General features: G+C 67.2%; 16 protein-coding genes. 2 read left to right on the top strand and 14 right to left on the bottom strand.

The window, feature by feature from the left end:
- Positions 1 to 242: 242 nt before the first annotated feature.
- The 5 genes from FFS18_RS11025 to FFS18_RS11005 all read right to left on the bottom strand — a co-directional run bounded on the left by FFS18_RS11025 (position 243) and on the right by FFS18_RS11005 (position 4878).
- Positions 243 to 401 carry a Flp family type IVb pilin gene (locus tag FFS18_RS11025; RefSeq protein WP_120215251.1) on the bottom strand — a complete coding sequence of 53 codons (159 nt, stop codon included), beginning with the start codon at positions 399 to 401 and terminating at the stop codon, positions 243 to 245.
- A gap of 247 nt (positions 402 to 648) precedes the next feature.
- Positions 649 to 1269: a LuxR C-terminal-related transcriptional regulator gene (locus FFS18_RS11020; protein ID WP_171005289.1), complete on the bottom strand. Its 621-nt coding sequence runs from the start codon at positions 1267 to 1269 to the stop codon at positions 649 to 651.
- A 65-nt stretch (positions 1270 to 1334) separates the two neighbouring features.
- Complete coding sequence (locus FFS18_RS11015) at positions 1335 to 2075, bottom strand: hypothetical protein (protein ID WP_137870861.1); 741 nt, start codon at positions 2073 to 2075, stop codon at positions 1335 to 1337.
- Positions 2076 to 2090: 15 nt separating this feature from the next.
- Positions 2091 to 2621 (bottom strand): hypothetical protein, encoded by a 531-nt coding sequence (locus FFS18_RS11010; RefSeq protein ID WP_137870860.1) that lies wholly within the window; start codon positions 2619 to 2621, stop codon positions 2091 to 2093.
- A gap of 103 nt (positions 2622 to 2724) precedes the next feature.
- A complete protein-coding gene (locus tag FFS18_RS11005) occupies positions 2725 to 4878 on the bottom strand; it encodes a S9 family peptidase (RefSeq protein WP_137870859.1) in 2154 nt (717 codons plus the stop codon).
- Between the two features lie 140 nt (positions 4879 to 5018).
- Here FFS18_RS11005 and FFS18_RS11000 point away from each other — a divergent pair, with 140 nt between their 5' ends.
- Positions 5019 to 6164 carry a hypothetical protein gene (locus tag FFS18_RS11000; protein ID WP_137870858.1) on the top strand — a complete coding sequence of 382 codons (1146 nt, stop codon included), beginning with the start codon at positions 5019 to 5021 and terminating at the stop codon, positions 6162 to 6164.
- A 7-nt stretch (positions 6165 to 6171) separates the two neighbouring features.
- Here the strand turns inward: FFS18_RS11000 and FFS18_RS10995 are convergent, their stop codons facing one another.
- The 8 genes from FFS18_RS10995 to FFS18_RS10955 form a co-directional block, all read right to left on the bottom strand.
- Positions 6172 to 6738: a hypothetical protein gene (locus FFS18_RS10995; protein WP_137870857.1), complete on the bottom strand. Its 567-nt coding sequence runs from the start codon at positions 6736 to 6738 to the stop codon at positions 6172 to 6174.
- Positions 6739 to 6850: 112 nt separating this feature from the next.
- A complete protein-coding gene (locus FFS18_RS10990) occupies positions 6851 to 8029 on the bottom strand; it encodes a GGDEF domain-containing protein (protein ID WP_137870856.1) in 1179 nt (392 codons plus the stop codon).
- Between the two features lie 98 nt (positions 8030 to 8127).
- Positions 8128 to 9144 (bottom strand): LacI family DNA-binding transcriptional regulator, encoded by a 1017-nt coding sequence (locus tag FFS18_RS10985; RefSeq protein WP_137870855.1) that lies wholly within the window; start codon positions 9142 to 9144, stop codon positions 8128 to 8130.
- Between the two features lie 50 nt (positions 9145 to 9194).
- On the bottom strand, positions 9195 to 10190 hold the full coding sequence (locus FFS18_RS10980; protein ID WP_137870854.1) for a DUF2891 domain-containing protein: 996 nt from the start codon (positions 10188 to 10190) through the stop codon (positions 9195 to 9197).
- Between the two features lie 204 nt (positions 10191 to 10394).
- Complete coding sequence (locus FFS18_RS10970) at positions 10395 to 11333, bottom strand: DUF979 domain-containing protein (protein ID WP_137870852.1); 939 nt, start codon at positions 11331 to 11333, stop codon at positions 10395 to 10397.
- The gene (locus tag FFS18_RS10965; RefSeq protein WP_137870851.1) at positions 11330 to 12004 is read right to left on the bottom strand and encodes a DUF969 domain-containing protein; all 675 of its coding nucleotides are present in this window, start codon (positions 12002 to 12004) and stop codon (positions 11330 to 11332) included. Before FFS18_RS10965 ends, FFS18_RS10970 begins: the two co-directional genes overlap by 4 nt.
- 131 nt (positions 12005 to 12135) lie before the next feature.
- Entirely contained in the window at positions 12136 to 15960 is a 3825-nt protein-coding gene (locus tag FFS18_RS17745; protein WP_137870850.1) for a hydantoinase B/oxoprolinase family protein, read from the bottom strand.
- Complete coding sequence (locus FFS18_RS10955; RefSeq protein WP_137870849.1) at positions 15944 to 17563, bottom strand: CHASE domain-containing protein; 1620 nt, start codon at positions 17561 to 17563, stop codon at positions 15944 to 15946. The genes FFS18_RS17745 and FFS18_RS10955 overlap by 17 nt, the downstream gene beginning before the upstream one ends.
- 173 nt (positions 17564 to 17736) lie before the next feature.
- Between FFS18_RS10955 and FFS18_RS10950 the strand changes: the two genes are divergently transcribed.
- A complete protein-coding gene (locus FFS18_RS10950; RefSeq protein WP_137870848.1) occupies positions 17737 to 18393 on the top strand; it encodes a glutathione S-transferase family protein in 657 nt (218 codons plus the stop codon).
- Here FFS18_RS10950 and chrA read toward each other — a convergent pair.
- The gene (gene chrA / locus FFS18_RS10945; RefSeq protein ID WP_137870847.1) at positions 18388 to 19590 is read right to left on the bottom strand and encodes a chromate efflux transporter; all 1203 of its coding nucleotides are present in this window, start codon (positions 19588 to 19590) and stop codon (positions 18388 to 18390) included. The genes FFS18_RS10950 and chrA overlap by 6 nt on opposite strands.
- Positions 19591 to 19683 lie beyond the last annotated feature (93 nt).

Below are 19683 nucleotides of genomic sequence, written 5' to 3'. Positions count from 1 at the left end.
ATGCAAGAGGGTGGGGGTGGGTTCGTTGGTGCGCGGGCGGACTTTCGACCAAGGGCGGCGCAAGGATTATCTCACACAAAGGCGCGAAGGCGCAAAGCTCCCACGGTCGTCATCCCGGACTTGATCCGGGATCCATTCCAGCGGCGCCGCATGGATCCCGGGTCAAATCGAACGAGTGGCTTGTCTCGTTCGAGGATGACGATTTGTTTTGATGGCGAGAAGATGGGGCGCGCGCGGCGCCCCTAGTTCAGCGCGTCGTTGATCGTCGTGAAGATATTGGCGAGGCTGAGGCCGAGCATCTGGAAGGCGATGAGGCTGGCGAGCGCGATCAGCGCAGCGATCAGGCCATATTCGATCGCCGTGGCGCCGCGCTGGTCGGCGCACAAATTGTATTTGGTCATGCCTGTTCCCATTGGTGTGCTACGCGTCGGTCCCTGATGGTGGTCCTAAGTAGCGGAATAGAAAAAGGATATTGTTAGACGCGGTTAACGTGGCGGCAGGGAAGAGGTGAATGAATAATTTGCATTAGCAAATGGCCAAATAGGTTTATTCATTGGATTTTTAGTTCCAAAATCGATCTGGGGGATGGGCTGTTGGCATATGGCGGCGCGGCGCTTGCAGGGCGATTGGTCGATGGATTGTGGTGCGTCAGGCGATGATGCCGGCGCTCCGGGCCTTTTCGGCGAGTTCGGTGCGCGTCGCGGCGCCCATCGTGCGCAGCAGGTGCGACACATGGTTGCGGATGGTGAAATGCGACAGGTCGAGGCGGCGCGCGATCTGCTTGTTCGATTGTTTCTGGGCGATCAGGGTCAGGACTTCGACCTGCCGCTCGGTCAGCGTGGCGGGGGGCGGCGGCATTGCGCGCATCGACGGACGGTCGGGCTTCAGCACGACGAATTCGCCCTGTTGCAGCGCGCGGAGCCCGGCGACCATATGGTCCGGATGAACCGATTTGGCAATAAACGCATCGGCTCCATAACCCATAACGCGATCGATCGTGGCGTCATCGTCGAGCATCGAGACGACCGCGATCGACGAGCGCGGAAAGCGGTCGCGCAGCATCGGCAGCGTCTGCGCCGGGTCCATGCCGGGGAACAACAGGTCGATGGTGAACAGCTGCGGCGCGCCTTCGCGTTCGGCGACGCACAGCATCTCTTCGACGGTTCCGGCCTGATGGATCGCGAGGTGCGGAAAGGCGCTGCCGACCAGCTGGCCGAGCCCGGCGCGGAACATCGGATGATCGTCGGCAATGATGATATTGTCGATCATGGCGTGGGGTTTAGCACCGCGGCGCAGAATGTCCGATGAATGGATATGGGCGTTCATGGGCTTGCTCAATAATCCGGAGTGACGGGCCACAGCACGCGCTGGCAGCGCGCTTTGGGGTCGGGGGTCTTGGCGGCAAGGGCGGTGCGCAGCGCCGGGAGCGCCGCGACCGCCTGGCGCAGCGCCGCGATATTGAGGGTGCCGCGCGCAAGCTCGCGGTCGCCGCCGAGCCGGTCGGACGGGCGGATCAGCGTCCAGTCGAGCCGGTCGTAACCTTGCGCATAGGCGAGCAGGTCGCCGAGCGGCAGCTCGCCATGGCCGTTGGTCATGTCGTGCGCGCCATAGGGAAAGATCTGGGTCGAGAGCGCGGTGCTGCCGATGATGCCGTGCGGCTGGACCGGGAAGGGACGCTTGATGTGGAGGAGCGCGACTTCGGGCAGGTCGGCGTCGATGCCGACGCGCAGCTTGAGGTCGATCGCGCGGTCGTCGATCGCGGGCTGGCGCGCGATATCCCAGATGTAGGACAGTTCGACCTCGAGCGGGCGCTGCGTTTTCTGCGGATCATGGCTCGCCGCGGTCCAGCGCATGAAATCGCCGCCGTCGAGTTGGCCATCGTCGGTGAACAGGCGGGTGAGGGTGACAGTGCCGCCCGCAAGCCGCTGTTCGACGTCGCAGGTGTAGCGCCAGCTTTCGCGATAGGGCGGACTGGCGACCGGCGGCTGGCCCGCGAGCGGGGGCAGCCGGGCTTCGGTAACTCCGGGGGCGAGCAGGAGCAGCGGCAGGAGGATGAGGGCGGGGCTGAGACGCATCGATGCTCCCTCCGTTCAGCGCAGGTCGCCGGTAAGGTACCAGCAATCCTTTTGATGTTCGAAAATATAGGCGCCCGCGGTCGCGTCGCGATCGGCACCCGCCACCCCGGCGAAGGGCAGGCCGCCCTGCCAGTCGACGCGATATTGCGTGTCGCCGAGCCGCGTCAGCGTGACGCGGCGATAGTCGGTTGGCAGCGGCGCCGTGCCCGCATCGCGGCTGGCGCGATAGTCGGCCGACGTGATCCGGAACTGGCCGAGATATTGCTGGCGTTCGACGCCATAACCGGGCGCGGCGGGGTCGGCGAGCTTGCCGACCTGGACCATATAGCCGGTGAAAACGACCTGTTCGAGCCAGCCGCCGCCGGTTGTCGCGCTGCTGTACCAGGCGAGGAATTCTTCAAAATCGTCGACGCCGCAGCCCGCCTGGCGCACCCGGTCGATCTCGTCGAGCGGGGTGAAGACGGGCGTGGCGGCGCGCGCGGGGACGGACGCTGGGGTCAGCGCGGCGAGGAGGATGGCGAGCGGCGCCACGAACAATTTTTGCACGACCATATTTTCCGTTCTTGCCCGGCCGCGATCGGCCGACGGGATCATCCTATGGCGACGGACCGGGCGACGCGGTGATCGCGATCACAGCGGCGCGGGCGGATCAGGGGGCGGCGGGCGCCGCGGGGCGCGTCCAGCCCTGGCGATATTTGGCGAACCACGCGAGGATCGCCGCAGCCTTGGCCGCCGATTGCGACGGGCGCGCCGCGATGCCGCCGTGGCTGGCGCCGGGGATCTTGACCAGCGCGGTCGGGACGCCGCGCAGGCGGAGCGCGGTGTAATATTGTTCGGATTCGCTGACCGGGGTGCGGTAATCCTCTGCGCCGACGACGACGAGGGTCGGAGTTTCGACATTGCCGACGAGCGACAGCGGCGACAGCGACCAGTAAAGTTCGGGCTTTTCCCACGGCTGCGCGCCCAGCCAGTAGCGACCGAAGAAAGCGGGACCGTCGGCGGTCAGCGCCTGGGTGGTCCAGTTGATCACCGGTTTCTGGGTCACCGCCGCCTTGAAGCGGTTGGTTTTTCCGACGATCCAGCTGGTCAGCACGCCGCCGCCTGAGCCGCCGGTGACGAACAGCGCGTCGGGATCGGCGATGCCGAGCGCGATCGCGCGATCGACGATGCTGATAAGGTCGAAATAGTCGTTGCCCGGATAGGCCTTGTCGATTTCCTGCGCGAACGCCTCGCCATAGCTGGTCGATCCGCGCGGGTTGGCGGAAAGGACGGCGTAGCCGCCCGCGGCATAGAGCTGGTTATCGGTCGAGAAATGCGGACCATAGGCCTGAAACGGCCCGCCGTGGATTTCGAGGATCAGCGGCACCTTTGTCCCCTCGACATAACCGGGGGGGAGGGTCAGCCAGCCTTCGATCGTCTTGCCGTCATGGCTGGAGGGGGTGGTGATCTTGCGCACCTCGCCGAGCGATTTGACTTCGCGCAAGCTGCGGTTGAGGTCGGTGAGGATGCGCGCCGATCCGCCGCGCGCGAGCTGCACCTCGGCGGGGCGGGTCGCGGTGCCGCCGGTGAAGGCGATCGCGCCGCCGTCGGACACGGTGAAGCTGCCGCCGACATAGGGGCGGTCCATGCCGCCACCCGACAGCCCCTTGGCGACGTCGCGCACCGATCCGTCGAGGCCGATGCGCGCGACCTTGGTTTCGCCGCGATCGTCATATTGCGCATAGATGGCGCGGCCGCCGTCGCCCCACTGGATCGCATCGACGCTGTAATCCCAGTCGCCGGTCAGGTTGCGGCGCCCCGAACCGTCGGCGTTCATCACGTAGAGATGGGTATTTTCATAGGCGCGGCCGGCATCGTCGAAGCCAAGATAAGCGATCTTGCCGCCATCGGGCGAGACGAGCGGATTGGCGTCGGGGCCGTTGCGATCGGTGAGTGCGGTGACGCGGCCGCTGGCAATGTCGAGCGCGTGCACCTCGCTTTCGAGCGGATCGGTTTCCCAGTCGGGCTTGCGATTGGCGGCGAAATACAGCGTGCGGCCGTCGCGCGACCAGCTCAACGGGCCATTGTCATGATAGGGACCGAAGGTGAGCTGGCGCGGTGCGCCGCCGGTGGCGGGGACGAGGAAGATTTTTTCGAACCCCGGTTCGATATAGCCCTGTCCATCGGCGCGATAGGCGAGGAGGTCGCGGATTTCGAGCGGCTCGGCCCATTTTGCGCCCTCGGGCTTGTTGGCGGGAGCGCTGCCGAGCTTGAGCCCCTGATCCTTGACCAGCATCGTATAGGCGAGCGAGCGGCCGTCGGGCGCCCAGGCGAGCGACGATGGCGCGGTCGGCAGCCCGGTCAGGCGCACCGCCTCGCCGCCCGCCATCCAGCGCACCCATAGCTGCGCGCTGCCGCCCTCGGTCGAGGCGAAGGCCAGGCGCTTGCCATCGGGCGACCAGCGCGGGGCGAAGGCGCCGCCTTGGCGTCCTGCGAGCGGGGTTTCCTCACCCGTTGCCGTGTCGATCAGCCAGATCGAGCTGACTGCGCGGTCGGTCATGATGTCGTTCTGGCGCCGGACATAGGCGATGTGGCGGCCGTCGGGACTGATCTGCGGATCGGCGGCGATCGCGAGGTCGAACAGGTCGGCGCCGGTCAGGCGGCGTTCGGGCGCGGTGCGCGCGCTGCCCACCGCCGATCCGGGCGTCGCGGCGGGGGCGGGCGTGGCGGTCGCATCGGTTGGCGTAGTCGGCGCATCCTGCGCAAAGCTTGGCTGAACCGAAAGCACGAGCAGGCTTGCGCCCAAAATTGCCAGTTTGCGCATGAAAAGCCGTCCCTTTTTTATCCGATGGCGCGGGTTTGTACCTTTCGCGGCGAGCCGTCAACCGGGCGATCGCGGCGGTCTGTGCGCCGCACCGGGTCGGAAAATCGCTTCATGATCAAGCGGCGCGGGGGCTATGCGCGATGGCGAAGAGGTACGACAAGGTGCGGATCGACAGTCAATTTCGGGTCCGGGTCATGGCGGTGGTCCTGCTGAGCATTTCCGGCGCCGCCAGCCCTGCCGCGCGTGCGCAGGAAGCGCCGTCGCCGCGGGTCGGGCATGAAGCCGCCCGCGAACTGGTCGGCAACACGCTGGTCTATGCCAAACCCGAGCAGTCGAAGGTCGAGACGGGCGTGTACCTGCGGCTGGACGGTACCGGACTGGCGGCGACGCGCGGCGGCGGCGAGGCGCCAGCGCCGCGGGCGGTGCGATGGGCCAATTTGTCGGATGGGCGATTCTGCATCACCGATGCGGACCGGCAGCCGTGGGACGGCGATTGTGGCAAACTGTCGGTCGATGGCGCGCGCGCGACGCTGACCCCGAAAAGCGGACCGGCGTGGCCGGGGCGAGTGCTGGCGGGCGATGCCTGGCAGCTCGACCCGGCGACCGCCTCTACCCGGCGAAGCGACGGCAAAGCGGCGATCGCGGCGCTGGTCGGCCATACGATGATCTTTGTTCCGGAGGGCGGCAAGCGCGAATATCGTGCCCATTATCTGATGCCCGACGGGACCGCGCGGCGGGCGCATAACGACGAGCCCGATTTCGATCATTGGGTGCTGCAGGGCGACGAGCGCTGGTCGATCGGCGACGGGGACCGGCTGTGTTTCAGCGGCGGGGCTTGGAAAGAGGAATTTTGCGCGGCGGTGTCGATCGCCGGGGATCTGGTGACGCTGCGCCACCCGCGTGTCGGTTCGCTCCACGCCCGGCTGGTGGAGGGCGATGCCCGCAAGCTGTCGCCCGCGATCGATGCGGCGAACCGCAAGCGCGCCGCGGCGCTGGTCGGCAGGACGTTGCTGCTGACCGCGACCGACCGGCAGGCGGCGACCGACAGCCGGCTGTATTTTCAGCGCGATGGCGCCGGTCTGGCGAAACAGGGCGATCGCCTGCCCGAGCCGATGCAATGGCTGTTGCAGCGCGACGGCAGGCTGTGCGTCGCCGCGCGGAAGCGGGTATTGCGCGATGGCGATTGCGTTGCATGGTCGATCGACGGCGACCGGGTGACGCTGACGGTACCCGATCGCCCTGCCATCCCGGGCCGCCTGATCCCGGGCAAGGCGCTGGACCGATGAAGCGGCGTTATCCCGCAGCGATCTCGGCGGCGGGATAATCCTCCGCCGCCGACGGGCAGCCGCCCTGTTTCATGATTTCGGCCTGGCCGGGGGTGAACCAGGACGATGCCTGATAATCGCCGTCATAATCATCGGCGTTGTAGATGCACACTTCGGGCTTGGTGCCGTCGGGGGCGATGACCACCGCCCAATTGTAGCGATCTTCAGCGCGCCATGCCCCGCCCCAGATCAGTATGCGGCCACCGGCGACGCGGACGATGGGAAGGCTGAGGCTGCGGTCGGCAAAGGCGATCCCGGCGCGGGTCTTGGCATCGGGGACCGCGGCGGCGATCGCGGCCTTGACCGCGGGATGATCGAGGAAGCGATGGCCGTTCACCACGTCGAAGGGATATTTGCCGATGTAAGGCGTCAGATCGACCGGGCCACGGCGCGCTTCCTTGACGCTGATCGGGATGGAGGGCGCGATCTTGGGTTCGCTGGCGGCGGTTTTGGTCGGTTCTGTTTTTGGCGTCTCTGCCTCGGCGCAGGCGGACAGGGGGAGCAGGGCGGCGACAGCGGCGGCGGCGAGTTTCATGGAGTCTCCTGTCTTTTGGGTGGGGTGGCTGGGAGCAGTGGCGGCGGCGCGCCATGGTAATCCGCTAACGCGCCGATGCCATGGTGGCGGTGACCCGGATCACATTGGCGCATCAGCCGCCTGCGGCGAGACGCACCGACGCGGGGGTGAAGGTGCGAACGCGATTGCGACCAGTGCGCTTCGCTTCATACAGCGCCTGATCGGCCTCGTGCATCAGCGCCGACAGGTTGCGACCGGGGACGGCGATGGTCAGGCCAATACTGGCGGTGGGGACGAGCGCGGCGGGGATGCGGTCGGCAGCGGCGGCGGCAAGGCCGGTACGGACGGCCTCCGCAAACCGGCGCGCGGTTTCGATCCCCGCGCCGGGAACGAGCAGCGCAAATTCTTCGCCGCCGATGCGGCCGGCAATCAATTCGGCGGGGGCGATGGCGCGAACATGCGCCCCGAACGCCGCGATGATCGCGTCGCCAACGGCGTGGCCATAGGTATCGTTGACGCGCTTGAAATGATCGAGGTCGGCGATCATCAGCGCCACCGGGCGATCGTCGTCGAGGCAGCGGCGGAGCGCCGATCCGGCGCGCGCTTCGAACCCGCGGCGGTTCAGCAGGCCCGACAGATTGTCGTCGTCGACCTGACGGCGCAGTTCGTCGATCTGGTCGATCGCGACCGCGACCATCAGCCCGATCGCTGCGAGCACCGACACCATCGCCTGGGTGAATTGCACCGTGGTCCAATAGACCGACTGTTGGAAACCGTCGTAGCTGTCGAAGCCGCCACCGAGCGCGAGCAGGACGATCGGCCGCGCGGTCAGGTTGATGACCGACAGCGCCGCGACCCAGAACAGCACGCGGTCGATGACATGGGGCTTGTGGAGCGGCCAGAGCGCGCGCACGATCATCATCGCGATGATCGCGGCGCCGATGCTGATCGACAGGATGCGCCCGCCGATGCTGGGCTGGCCGAGGAGGAACCACAGAAACACTGCCATCGACGCCGCGGCGGCGAGCGCCATCGATCGCCACGGGATCGGCAGCCCATAGCGGCCGATGATCGCGGCGGCGAACAGCGCGCCGGTCGCGAGGAAGCCGATATTGGCGGGGATGCGGTGCAGCTCGTTGGGCAGCACGGGGCCGACATCGAGGATCAGAAAGGCGATCGCCGAGGCGGTGTAAGCGCCCGCGGCATAGGCGACATAAATGTCGCGGCGGTTCAGCCAGAGCAGGAAAAAGGCAGCCGCAAACAGCAGGCCGATGCCTGGATTGAGCAACTGGATGAAGAACTGCCCCGACAAATTTCTGCCTCTCTGCCCCCGGAAGGTAGCAGCGATATGGATAACGATGTCTTACTTTTCTGTGCCTTAGGTCACAGTGAGGTAAAAGCCCCGAACTGTCAGGCGGTTCCGCGCACGACGAGATGAACCGGGATGCGGGTACCGCTGCGGGTGCGTTCGTCATCTTCGAGCGCCATGGCGACGAGGGCTTCGCCCGCGGCGTCAAGATCGGGTTCGAGCGTGGTCAGCGCCGGGTCGGCGAGCGTTCCGGCGCGGATGCCGTCGAACCCGATCAGCGCGACATCGTGCGGTACGCGGCGGCCCGCGTCCTTCAGCCCCTGGAGCACGCCGAGCGCGAGCATGTCAGACGCCGCAAAGATCGCGTCGGTGTCGGGGTGCGCTTCGAGCAGCGCCTGCACCGCTGCGACGCCTTGTGCATGGCGATCGGCGGCAGCGGGAGGCTCGGCGATGATCGCGGTCAACCCGTGCGCGGCCAGAGTTGCGGTAAAGCCGTCGCGGCGTTCGTCGAACTGGCGCTGCGGCGATTGCTGCGGCCCGACAAAGGCGATGCGGCGGCGGCCGAGTTTGACGAGATGTTCGGCGGCAAGCTGGCCGCCCTCGTCATTTTCGCTGCGCATCCAGTGGAACGGGCTGCCCGGGCTGCCCCAGCAAACGAAGTCGAGACCCGATGATTGCGCGGCGGCGAAATAGTCCCAGGCGGCGCGGTTGCTGGTGGTGCCGATCACGATCATCGCGTCGGCGAGCCCCGAGGCGACGAAATCGGCGCGAAAATTGGCTTCGCTTTCCTGGAACGACACCAGCAGGTTGAACCCGCGCGCCGAGGTCGCGGCGGCGATGCTGCCGAGCAGCGCGAAATAGAAGGGGTTGATCGCGCTGCGATCCTCGCCGGGGCGGCAGATGGTGACGAGCGCGATGGTCTCGCTGCTTTTGAGGCGCAGCGACGAGGCGTGGCGATCGACGACATAGCCAAGCTCGCGCGCGGCGGTGGCGACACGGGCGCGGGTTTCGGCGTTGACGCCGGGCGAATTGCGGAGTGCGCGCGAGACGGTCGACTGCGACACGCCGGCGCGTTCGGCGACGTCGAACGATGTCGGGCGCAGCATCTTTGCGGTCATGGCGGCCTCTCTCCCCTTGGCGCTTTCTCTCGCCGGGGGGGCGGGGGTTGTCAATCGGCGAGGCCATCAAGTGCCAGCAGCGCGAAGGTCGCGAGCCAATGTTCGCCCATATAGTCGCCGGTGACATGCGGCAGCGCGGCGGCGAGGTGGCGGTCGGCGGCGTCCTCGGCGACCGGGGTGACGGGGTGCGTGGAGCCGAGCGCGGCGGCGATCGTGCGCCAGTTCCACGCGCGGCTGAGGTTGAGGCCGTCGAGATGCGCGATCTTGCCGTCGCTGCGGTCGGAGACGGTGGCAGGGGTGAACAGGGTGGCGGGTTGCTGGTCGGCGGCGCGGGGGAGGAAAGCGTCGAACCAGGCGGGGAAATCGGTGCCCAAGACCGCGGCCATCAGCTGTGCTTCGCTGAGCGCCGAGGAGAGAAATTCGTCGCCGCCGGGTTCCCATGCCTGGCAGTCGCGGTCCGCGCCGAACCAGTCGCGGGCGCGGGTGTCGATGAGGGCGACGAGGGCGGGATCGCGGGTCTCGGCCCAGTGGCGCGCGAGGAGCAGCGCGAAGGCGATGTTGAAATGGGTGCCGACACGCAGCGGATAGGTGAGCTTCGGCAGGAAGGCGTGGAAGCGCGCGGCGAAGGCGAGCGCGAGCGGTTCGAGCGCGTCGGCCCAGGGGGCGTCGTGTCGCTCGGCTTCGGCATGGAGCGCGAGCAGCCATGCCCAGCCATAGGGTCGCTCGAACCCGGCGGCATAGGGACGACCGAGAAACGCAAGTTCGCCTGCGACCTTTTCAGGGACGAGCATGGCGTCGGCGCGGGCGCGGATGTCGGCGGCGATGGCGAGATCGGAGAAGCGGCGCGCGAGGCGGAGGATTTGCCACCAGCCATGAACGCAGCTGTGCCAGTCGAAGCTGCCGTGGAAGATCGGGTGATGCTCGCGCGGGGGTTTGGCGTCCTCGGGGCCGTTCAGGACGAGGTCCATCTTGTAGGGATATTCGCGGCCGAGGTGCGACAGGGTGGTGGTGGCGAAGCGGGTCGCGTGGTCGGGGGTGAGGGTCATAAGACCTCTCTAACCGTTCGTGTCGAGCGAAGTCGAGACACCCATCGGCTGTGCGCGCCTTCAGGGTGTCTCGACTTCGCTCGACGCGAACGGAGATTTTGGATCGTCGCTGAAATTTCGTCATTGCGAGCGAAGCGAAGCAATCCAGAGCGGTTTACGCAGGCTCTGGATTGCCGCGTCACCTTCGGCTCCTCGCAATGACGGTCAGAAAGCAAAAATCCAGATGAAGACGATATTCACCGCGAGCAGCGGCAGCGCGGTGCCGATTTGCGCCTTGATCACGCCATAGGGATTTTTGAGTTCGAGCAGCGCGGCGGGGACGAGGTTGAAGTTCGCCGCCATCGGGGTCATCAGCGTGCCGCAGAACCCGGCGAGCATGCCGATCGCGGCGACGACCGCGGGATCGCCGCCATATTGCTTGATCAAAAGCGGCATGCCGACCGCGGCGAGCATCACCGGGAAAGCGGCGAAGGCGTTGCCCATCACCATCGTGAACAGCGCCATGCCGAGCGCGAAGGCGAGCACCGCGCCGAACAGGCTGCCCTGCGGGATGGCGGTGCCGATGAGATCGCCGACGACTTCGCCAACCCCGGCGAGGGCGAACACCGCGCCGAGGCTGGCGAGCATCTGCGGCAGGATCGCGGCCCAACCGACCGAATCGAGCAGCCGCCGACCTTGCTGCGCGGGAAGGAGGAGCGGCGGCTTGAGGCGCGCCATGCCGACGGCGAGCGCAATCAGCACGCCGAGCGCGAGCGAGATGAGCGTTGCCTGCTTGGGGTCGGCGAGGCCGGGGAGCCATTTGAACAAAAAGGTACCCGCGAGCGCGGCGGCGGGGATGATCAGCGCGACGAACAAGAGGAAGGGACCATGCTTGGCGGCGCGCTCCGCCTGTACATCGGCGGTGATGTCGCCGCTGGGGGCGCGGCCGATCTGGCCGGTGCCCGCGATCGCGACGAGCGCGAGGACGAGGAGGCCGTTGCCGAAATCGCCGAGATAACCGCCGCCAAGCATCGACAGTGCCAGCAATCCCCAAAAGGCGGCGTTGCCGAGGCGTTTGGGGTTGCTGCGGTCCATCGCGCCGAGCAGCGCGAACAGCGCGAAGGTCAGGCCGGCGAGGACGTAAACGAAGCCGAGGGTGATCATGCCGCCGCCTCCGTCTTGGCCGCCATGCGCCGGTCGAGGCGGCGGAGGCGAAAACCGTGGATCAGGAAGGCGGCGATCGCGGTCGGGATCGCCCAGAGCGAGAAATGCAGCGGCTCGATCTGATAACCATAGCCTTCGAGGACGCCCTTCATCAGCAGAATCGAACCGATCGCGAGGAAGATGTCTTCGCCGAAGAACAGCCCGATATTATCGGTCGCGGCGGCGTGCGCCTTGACCTCTTCGCGCTGGTCGTCGGTGAGCGCGGGGTTGGCGGCCTCGGCGGCGGCTTCGGCCATCGGAGCGACGAGCGGGCGGACGGTCTGGGCATGACCCGCGACCGAGGTGAGACCGATCGCGGCCATGCCCTGACGGAGCAGCAGGTAGCCGGTAAGCAGCCGCCCGAGCGTCGCGCCCTTCATGCGGCCGATCAGGGTGCGCGCGTGTTGCTGGAGGCCATAAGCTTCGAGGAGGCCGATGACGGGGAGGACGATCCAGATAATGCTGACATAGCGGGTGTCGTTGAACGCCTTGCCGAAGGCGGCGATGATCGCGGCGATGTCGAGCCCCGCGGCGAGGCCGGTGGCGAGCGCCGAGGCCATGATGACGAGCAGCGGATTGAAGCGCAGCACAAAGCCCGCGATGATGAAGAGGATGCCGATCAGGACGAGCATGGCTGGGTTTCCCTATCAGCAAAACTGTTCCCCGGCGAAAGCCGGGGTCCAAGGGCTGCCGGACGCAAGGCTGGCTTTACCACGCCCTGGGCCCCGGCTTTCGCCGGGGAACGGCAAAGCGGGGCTGTCGATCATTCGTCTTCTCCCGCTCGACCAAACCCACCGCCGCCCGGCGTTTCGATTACGAAAGCGTCGCCGGCGGTCAAATCTGCGCTGCCGGTTGCGCCAAGCATCTCGACTGACCCATCCCGACGTTCGACCCAGTTGCGCCCCGGCGCGGCGTCGCTGCCGCCCGCCAGCCCGCGCGGCGGAATCGCGCGGCGGTTCGCGAGGATGTTGGCGGCCATCGGTTCGCGGAAGCGGATGCGGCGGGTGGCGCCGTCGCCGCCGCGCCATTGGCCTTCGCCGCCCGAGCCCTGGCGGATCGAAAATTCCTCGACGATCACGGGAAAGCGCATTTCCATCACTTCGGGGTCGGTCATGCGGCTGTTGGTCATGTGCGTCTGGATGACGCTGGTGCCGTCGAAACCCGGCCCGGCACCCGATCCGCCCGCGATCGTTTCATAATATTGATGCGTCTCATTGCCGAAGGTGAAATTGTTCATCGTCCCTTGCGCGGGCGCCATCGCGCCGAAGGCGGCGAACAGCGCGTCGGTGATGACCTGGCTGGTTTCGACATTGCCCGCGACGACCGCGGCGGGATAGCGGGGCGAGAGCATCGAATTTTCGGGCACGATCAGGGTGACGGGGGCGAGGCACCCCTCGTTCATCGGGATCGGGTCGTCGAGCATCGTGCGCAGGACATAGAGGACGGCGGCGCGGACGACGGGCAGCGGCGCGTTGAAATTGTCGGGCAGGGTGGCGCTGGAGCCGGTGAAGTCGATGGTGACGTGGCGCGCGGCGCGATCGACCGTCACCGCGACGACGACCTCGGCGCCATTGTCCATCGCGTAGCGGAACTGGCCATCGTCGAGGCGCGCAAGCAGCTGGCGCACCGCGGCTTCGGCTTGCGCCTGGCCGTGGGCCATATAGGCGGCGACCGTTTGGACGCCGTGCGCGGCGGAGAGGTCGGCGAGCGCGCTGGCGCCGCGCTGGCACGCGGCGACCTGGGCCTTGAGGTCGGCAATGTTGAGTGCGGGATTGCGCGCCGGGAACGGGCTGTCCGCCAGATGCGCGGCGACCGCGGCGTCGCGGAAATGCCCGTCGTCGACGAGCAACATGTTGTTGAAAATGATGCCCTCATCGTCGATGCTACGGCTGTTCGGCGGCATCGATCCGGGGGCGATGCCGCCAAGATCGGCGTGATGCCCGCGCGCGGCGACGAAGAAAGCGGGGGTGTCCTGTCCGGCGACAAACACGGGCATGATCACGGTGATGTCGGGCAGGTGCGTGCCGCCGTCATAAGGCGCGTTGAGCGCATAGGCGTCGCCTGGGCGGAGGCCGCGCCCGTCGCGAGGCTGGCCGTCGGCGCCGGGGCCGCGCTGGCGCAGGATGGTGCGCACGCTTTCGCCCATCGAGCCCAAATGGACGGGCATATGCGGGGCGTTGGCGACGAGGCGGCCTTCGCCGTCAAAGATCGCGCAGGAGAAATCGAGCCGTTCGCGGATGTTGATCGAAGAGGCGCTGTGCTGGAGTGCGCCGCCCATTTCTTCGGCGATCGCCATGAACAGGCTGTTGAAGATTTCGAGGCGGATGGGGTCGGGTTCGGTGATGCGCTCGAACGGCGGGTCGTCCTTTGGCGTCAGACCCAAGAAGGATTTCGCGCGAAGACACAAAGACACGAAGAAAGATGGCGCGTGACGCGCCTTTCCGGTCTTTGCTTCGGGCGCCAGGTCCATGTCGGCTTTGCGATAGCGCCTGTCGGCGCCTTGTTCCGTATTTGTGTCTTTGTGTCTTTGTGCGAACCCTTTTGGCGGCACATCGGCCTTGCGGGACGCCCGTAATGACCTCGTCACGCGCAGCGTCCCTTCCTGTTCGACCGTCGCCGTCCAACCCGGTTCAATTACCGTCGTCGAGAGCGCGTCAATGATGATCGCGGGACTGGCGACGCTGCGACCGGGCGCGAGGTTGATGCGTTGGTGAAGCGGGACGTCGTGCGCTGCGCCTGCGAGCCAAGCGGTGACGGTTTCAGGGGTGGTTTCAGCGCCGGATGCCGGAGGCGGCAGCGCGGCCTGCGCATCGCCCGCTTCGGTCAGCTCGACGCGGATACGGTCGACCACGAGGTTGTCGTGCGGGGCGTAGCCGAAGCGCTGGCGGAAGGCGGCAGCGAAGGCGGCAGCTATCTCGGCGGCCGGCGCGAAGGGGAGTTCGATCGCATTGTCGCCGTCGGCGAGGCGGACGAAGAGCAGGGTTTCGCGGCTGGTTTGGGCGGTAGCGGACAGGTCGGCGCGGGCTTGTGCCGAAAGTTCGGCTTCGACCGCGGCGAGGGCGGCGGCGCAATTGTCGTCGAGCGTCAGCGCCAAGGTGCGTTCGCGGATCGCCGACGGGCGCGCGAGTCCCATGCCATAGGCCGAGAGCACCCCGGCTAGCGGGTGGAGCAGGATCTCGTCGACCCCGAGCGCGTCGGCGACCAGGCACACATGCTGGCCCGCGGCGCCGCCGAAACCGACGAGGCTGTAACCCTGCGATACGTCGTGGCCGCGCGCGATGGTGATGCGCTTGATCGCGTTCGCCATCTGCTGGACCGCGATCGCGAGCAGGCCTTCAGCGAGCCCTTCGGGGGTGATGTTCCCGACTTCGGCGGCCATCGCGGCGAATTTTTGCACGACGATTTCGCGGTCTAGCGGCTGGTCGCCTGCGGGTCCGAAGAGTTTGGGGAAATGATCCGGCTGGATCTTGCCGAGCAGCACGTTGCAGTCAGTGACCGTCAATGGCCCGCCGCGGGCATAGGCGGCGGGGCCGGGATTGGCGCCGGCGCTTTCGGGGCCGACCGACAGCCGCGCGCCGTCCCAGCGGCAGATCGAGCCTCCCCCGGCGGCGACGGTATGGATGCGCAGCATCGGGGCGCGGATGCGCGTGCCCGCGACGATCGTCTCGTTATCGCGCTCGAGCCGCCCGGCATAATGGCTGACGTCGGTCGAGGTGCCGCCCATGTCGAAGCCGATGAGGCGCGTCTTGCCCAGCGGCGCTGCGCTGCCGACCATACCGACGATGCCGCCCGCGGGGCCGGAGAGGATCGCGTCGCGGCCGTGGAAGGCGGCCGCGGCGGCGAGGCCGCCCGAGCTTTTCATGAATTGCGGGTCGACGCCCCCCTCTGATCCGGCGCCGAGCTGGCCGATGAATTGGCGCACATAATGGTGAAGGACGGGCGACAGATAGGCGTCGGCAAGCGTCGTGTCGCCGCGGCCGATCAGCTTGATCAGCGCGCTGACGTCGTGGCTGGCCGAGATTTGCGCGAAGCCGAGTTCGGCGGCGATGGTGGCGAGGCGTCGTTCGTGCGCGGGGTAGCGATAGCCGTGCATCAGCACGATCGCGATACTGGTGAGCCCTTGGTCGCGGGCCGCCTGCAGCGATGCGCGGGCGGCGGCTTCGTCGAGCGGGGTCAGGACGTCGCCCTCGGGACCGACGCGCTCGATGATTTCGGCCACCATGGCGTGCGGCGGCTGCGTGCGGTCGAGTTTGCGCGCAAAAAGCTCGGGGCGGTCCTGATAGCCGATGGTCAGCGCGTCGCCGAAACCGCGCGTGATCGCGAGCAAGGTCGGCTCGCCCTTGCGCTCGAGCAGCGCGTTCGTGGCCACCGTGCTGCCCATGCGGATCGCGAGCAGCGGCAGCGCGCCATCGCCTGCACCGGTCAGGTCGCGGATCGCGCCGACCGCGGCGTCGCCGGGGCGCGCGGGATCTTCGCTCAGATATTTGGTGGTGACGACCTCGCCGTCCGGAGACCGCGCGACGACGTCGGTGAAGGTGCCGCCGCGGTCGATCCAGATCTGCCAGCGGTTGTCAGCGCGCAGGTTCACGGTCGGGCCAGCGGATGGTGATCGAAAGGCCGTGGTCGGCGGCGCGGCGCTGCCAATGCCCCTTCAGCTGCCGCTCGATCAGCGAACGGATGAAGTGGGTGCCGAAACTTTCGCTGTCGATCTGCGGGGTTTCGGGCAGGCCCGTTTCGATCCAGCTGAATTCGACGTCGCCGCCATCGCGGCGCCAGGCGACGGCAAGGTCGCCCTGCCCGGACAGTGCGCCATATTTGATGCTGTTGGTGACAAATTCGTGGATCGCGAGCGACAGCGCCTGCGCGCCCTCGTCGTCGAGGCGGACGTCGGGGCCGGTGGTCGCGGCGAGCCGGTCGGAGGGCCAGCCGGCGAGTTCGAGTTCCCGGCGGACGATCTTGCCAAGTTCGACATTGTCGACGGCGCCGGTGACCAGCATCTGCTTGGCATCAGACAGCGCGCGCATCCGCCCGTCGAATTTGGTTTCAAACTCGTCGAGGCTGGCCGATTCGCGCAAGGTGATGCGCGCCAGTGCGCCGATGCGCGCAAAGGCGTTTTTCATCCGGTGCGCCATCTCGCCGATCATCAGCTCGCGGTCTTCGGCATGGCGCGCCTTTTCGGCGGCGAGCGCCTGAAACGCGTCGATGCGGCGCCGCTGGACGCGGTGGAGCTGGGTTGCGAGCAGCGCGAGCGCGATGCCGAAGATCAGGATAGCGATCGGGCGCCCGAGCCGTTCGAGCAGGCGGCCATAGGAGATTCGCATCGTCCATTGCCGGTCGGCGACGCGCAATATCTGTTCCTGCGCGTCCCAGCCCATCGTTCCCTTGCGAAATACGAGCGGGGCCGACGGGCCTTCCCCGGCAAAGATTTCGATGCCGTCGATGGCGTCGAGCTGCGTTCCGAGCACCGCCTTCATCATGTCGTTGGTACGGAACGGGGCATAGACGAAGGCTTCGATCGGGCGGCTGTCGCCCGAGGTCGCGATAGTTTCGGGGTTCGTCCCTGCCGGAGCGCGCGCATAGACGGGCACGTAAATCAGAAATCCCGGCTGTTTGACCTTCACGCCCTTTTCCTGCGCGAGCTGGACGATGCCGCTCGCCGCCGGCTGTCCGGTTTGCCAGGCGCGGCGCATCGCGGCGCGGCGCGTCGGATTGCTGTACATGTCGAACCCCAGCGCGGCGTTGCGGCGCGGGGTAAAAGGTTCGACGAGGACGACGACAAAGCCGACGGGCTGGTCGGTCATTGGCCATACCTTGATGTCGCGGCCGTAATTTTCGCGCAGCTTTGCCTCGACCGCGGCGGGGGTGTCGGCGCGCATTGCAGCGGCAATGCCCACACCCTCCATCCCCGGCGCCTGCACCTGCGGCTGGAGCGCGGCGAGATAGGCGCGGATGCCGGGGCCGCTGGCGGCGGCGTCGGATTGATAGAGCGCGCGGACGCCTTTCAGCACCGCGACATGATCGTGCAGGCGCATGTTGACTTGCGCTGCCACGCGCTCGGCGCGATCGGCCTCTTCGGACTGGTTGTAGAGGAAACTTGCAGTCGCGGCGGCGAGCGTTGCCAAAAGGATGACCAGCCCGACGAACCGGACCAGCAGCGCCAACAGCCGATCTGCCCAAGAATTAGGGCGCATTCAATATTCCTGCCTGCTGGCTGCCGCGGCAGCGCCCCCCTCGCAATCGTCGATGTTCCACGCGGCGCGGTCGTTGGCAAGAATATTTCGCGAGGCGGTGAAATTCGCTTGAATGGGTTGCGGACAGCAACCTTTTCTCTATGCTGTCAGCAACAAAAAAGGAGCGTGGCGCGATGATTATTTACGGATCTTTGGTGTCGCCGTTCGTGCGCAAATTGCTGGCGTATCTGGGCGAAAAGGGGATCGATTTCGAGCTGAAGGGCGTCGGTATCGGCGATCCCGACCCGGGGTTCCGCGCTGCGTCGCCGCTGGGCAAGATGCCGGCGATGGATGACGATGGTTTCACGCTCGCCGATTCGAGCGCGATCATCCACTATCTGGAGGCGAAATATCCCGAACCCGCGCTGATCCCCGCCGATCCGCAAGAACGCGGGCGGGTGATCTGGTGGGACGAATTTGGCGACACGGTGCTGGCCGCGTGCGGCGGCAAGATGTTCTTCAACCGCATCGTCGCGCCGAAATTCCTGGGGCGCGAGGGCGATCTGGCGGCGGCGGCGCTGGCCGAGAGCGAGGAACTGCCCAAGCTGCTTGCCTATCTGGAAAGCGCGATCCCGGCGTCGGGGTTTCTGGTCGGCGCCCGGCTGACCCTTGCCGACCTGGCGGTCGCGTCGCCGCTGATGAACCTGCGCCACTGCGGCTGCGGGGTCGATGCCGCGGCCTATCCGAAGGCGGCGGCGTGGAGCGAGGCGATCCTGTCGCGCCCGAGCATCGCGCCGTGGATTGCCAAGGAAGAACGGATGATGGCGCGGGTGCTGGCCCCCGCGTCATAACGCGAGCAGCCACCCCGCGAGCGCCGCGGCGGCGATGATCGCCGGGGTCACCCACGCGCCCTTGATCCGCCAGACGGCGGTGAGCGCGAGTGCGAAAATCAGGATCGCGGGCAGCGGCCCGGTAACGCGCGCGGCGGTGACTTCGCCGAGCTGGATGAAGGTCGCGGCGATGACACCGACCACGGCGGCGGCGACCCCGGCGAGCAGGCGGTGGAGCGCGGGGTTTTCGACCACCGCCTCCAGCCGTTCGAAGAAGATCAATGAGAAAGCGAAGGCGGGCAGGAACATCCCCACGGTGATCGCGAGCGCGCCGCCGGGGCCGCCGACGACATAGCCGACGAAGGTCGCGAAGATGACGAGCGGCGCGGGCAGTATCCCGGCGAGCGCGACGCCGTCGAGGAAGGCCGCATCGTCGATCCAGCCGCGCCCGACGGTGTCGGCGCGGACATAGGGGATCGCCGTATAGGCGCCGCCGAAGGTCAGCAGGCCGCCCTTCAATCCTGCGATGAACAGCGCGAGCAGGGTGATCGGCGCATCCGCGGTACCGGCGACGAGCGCCGCGCCGGGGTTGGGGATCGCAAATTGGTGCGCGGCGAAGGCGGCGCCGATCGCGGCAATGCCGACGGCGAGCGCGACGAGCTGGCGCTGCGCCGCGGCATAGACAAGCCCGCCCGCGATGAGCGGGATCCAGAAGGGCACCGCAGCGAGGGTCGCGAGCAGGCTGGCGACGGCGATTCCGGCGAGCAGGTGATCTTCGATGATGTGCTGGCCGATGCGGACGACGGCGCGCAGGATGATCGCCAGTACGGCGATCTGCACCCCGAGCAGGACGCCGGTCAGCCCGGGGTCGCCTGCGATCCAGGTGACATAGAGCCAGCCCGCAAGCAGCATCAGCAAGAGGCCGGGGAGCATGAAGCCGAGCCCGGCGAGCAGGCCGCCGATCCGCCCGCGCGCGATCATCCCCAAATGGACGCACAGTTCATGCGCTTCGGGGCCGGGCAGGACCTGCAGCACCGCGAGCAGGCGGTTGAAGCGCGCCGAATCGATCCAGCGTTCCTGATCGACGAGCGCGTGGCGGATCATCGCGATCTGCGCGACCGGGCCGCCGAAGGCGAGCGCGCCAAAACGCAGGAATTTGAGGAACAGCGCGGGCAGGCTGAGCTGCGACGGTTCGGTGGGGGTGGGGAGAAGGCTCATATCAACGCTCCGAGCGCCGCGGATGCGGCGGGTGGAGCGGACTTGGACGGCGCCGAACTGTTCTTGGCCGTCTGAACGGGCGTCCGCGTCGGC

Source organism: Sphingopyxis sp. 2PD (genome assembly GCF_005503695.1).
Classification (GTDB): Bacteria; Pseudomonadota; Alphaproteobacteria; order Sphingomonadales; family Sphingomonadaceae; genus Sphingopyxis.
The sequence above is the reverse complement of the archived record's forward strand: the minus strand, read 5'-3'. Positions and strand labels throughout refer to the sequence as shown.

Bases quoted from the DNA above. Each gene is read 5' to 3' on its own strand.
- FFS18_RS11025 (WP_120215251.1), bottom strand. From the start codon at position 401: ATGACCAAATACAATTTGTGCGCCGACCAGCGCGGCGCCACGGCGATC.
- FFS18_RS11020 (WP_171005289.1), bottom strand. From the start codon at position 1,269: ATGATCGACAATATCATCATTGCCGACGATCATCCGATGTTCCGCGCC.
- FFS18_RS11015 (WP_137870861.1), bottom strand. From the start codon at position 2,075: ATGCGTCTCAGCCCCGCCCTCATCCTCCTGCCGCTGCTCCTGCTCGCC.
- FFS18_RS11005 (WP_137870859.1), bottom strand. From the start codon at position 4,878: ATGCGCAAACTGGCAATTTTGGGCGCAAGCCTGCTCGTGCTTTCGGTT.
- FFS18_RS11000 (WP_137870858.1), top strand. From the start codon at position 5,019: ATGGCGAAGAGGTACGACAAGGTGCGGATCGACAGTCAATTTCGGGTC.
- FFS18_RS10995 (WP_137870857.1), bottom strand. From the start codon at position 6,738: ATGAAACTCGCCGCCGCCGCTGTCGCCGCCCTGCTCCCCCTGTCCGCC.
- FFS18_RS10985 (WP_137870855.1), bottom strand. From the start codon at position 9,144: ATGACCGCAAAGATGCTGCGCCCGACATCGTTCGACGTCGCCGAACGC.
- FFS18_RS10980 (WP_137870854.1), bottom strand. From the start codon at position 10,190: ATGACCCTCACCCCCGACCACGCGACCCGCTTCGCCACCACCACCCTG.
- FFS18_RS10970 (WP_137870852.1), bottom strand. From the start codon at position 11,333: ATGATCACCCTCGGCTTCGTTTACGTCCTCGCCGGCCTGACCTTCGCG.
- FFS18_RS10965 (WP_137870851.1), bottom strand. From the start codon at position 12,004: ATGCTCGTCCTGATCGGCATCCTCTTCATCATCGCGGGCTTTGTGCTG.
- FFS18_RS10955 (WP_137870849.1), bottom strand. From the start codon at position 17,563: ATGCGCCCTAATTCTTGGGCAGATCGGCTGTTGGCGCTGCTGGTCCGG.
- FFS18_RS10950 (WP_137870848.1), top strand. From the start codon at position 17,737: ATGATTATTTACGGATCTTTGGTGTCGCCGTTCGTGCGCAAATTGCTG.
- chrA (WP_137870847.1), bottom strand. From the start codon at position 19,590: ATGAGCCTTCTCCCCACCCCCACCGAACCGTCGCAGCTCAGCCTGCCC.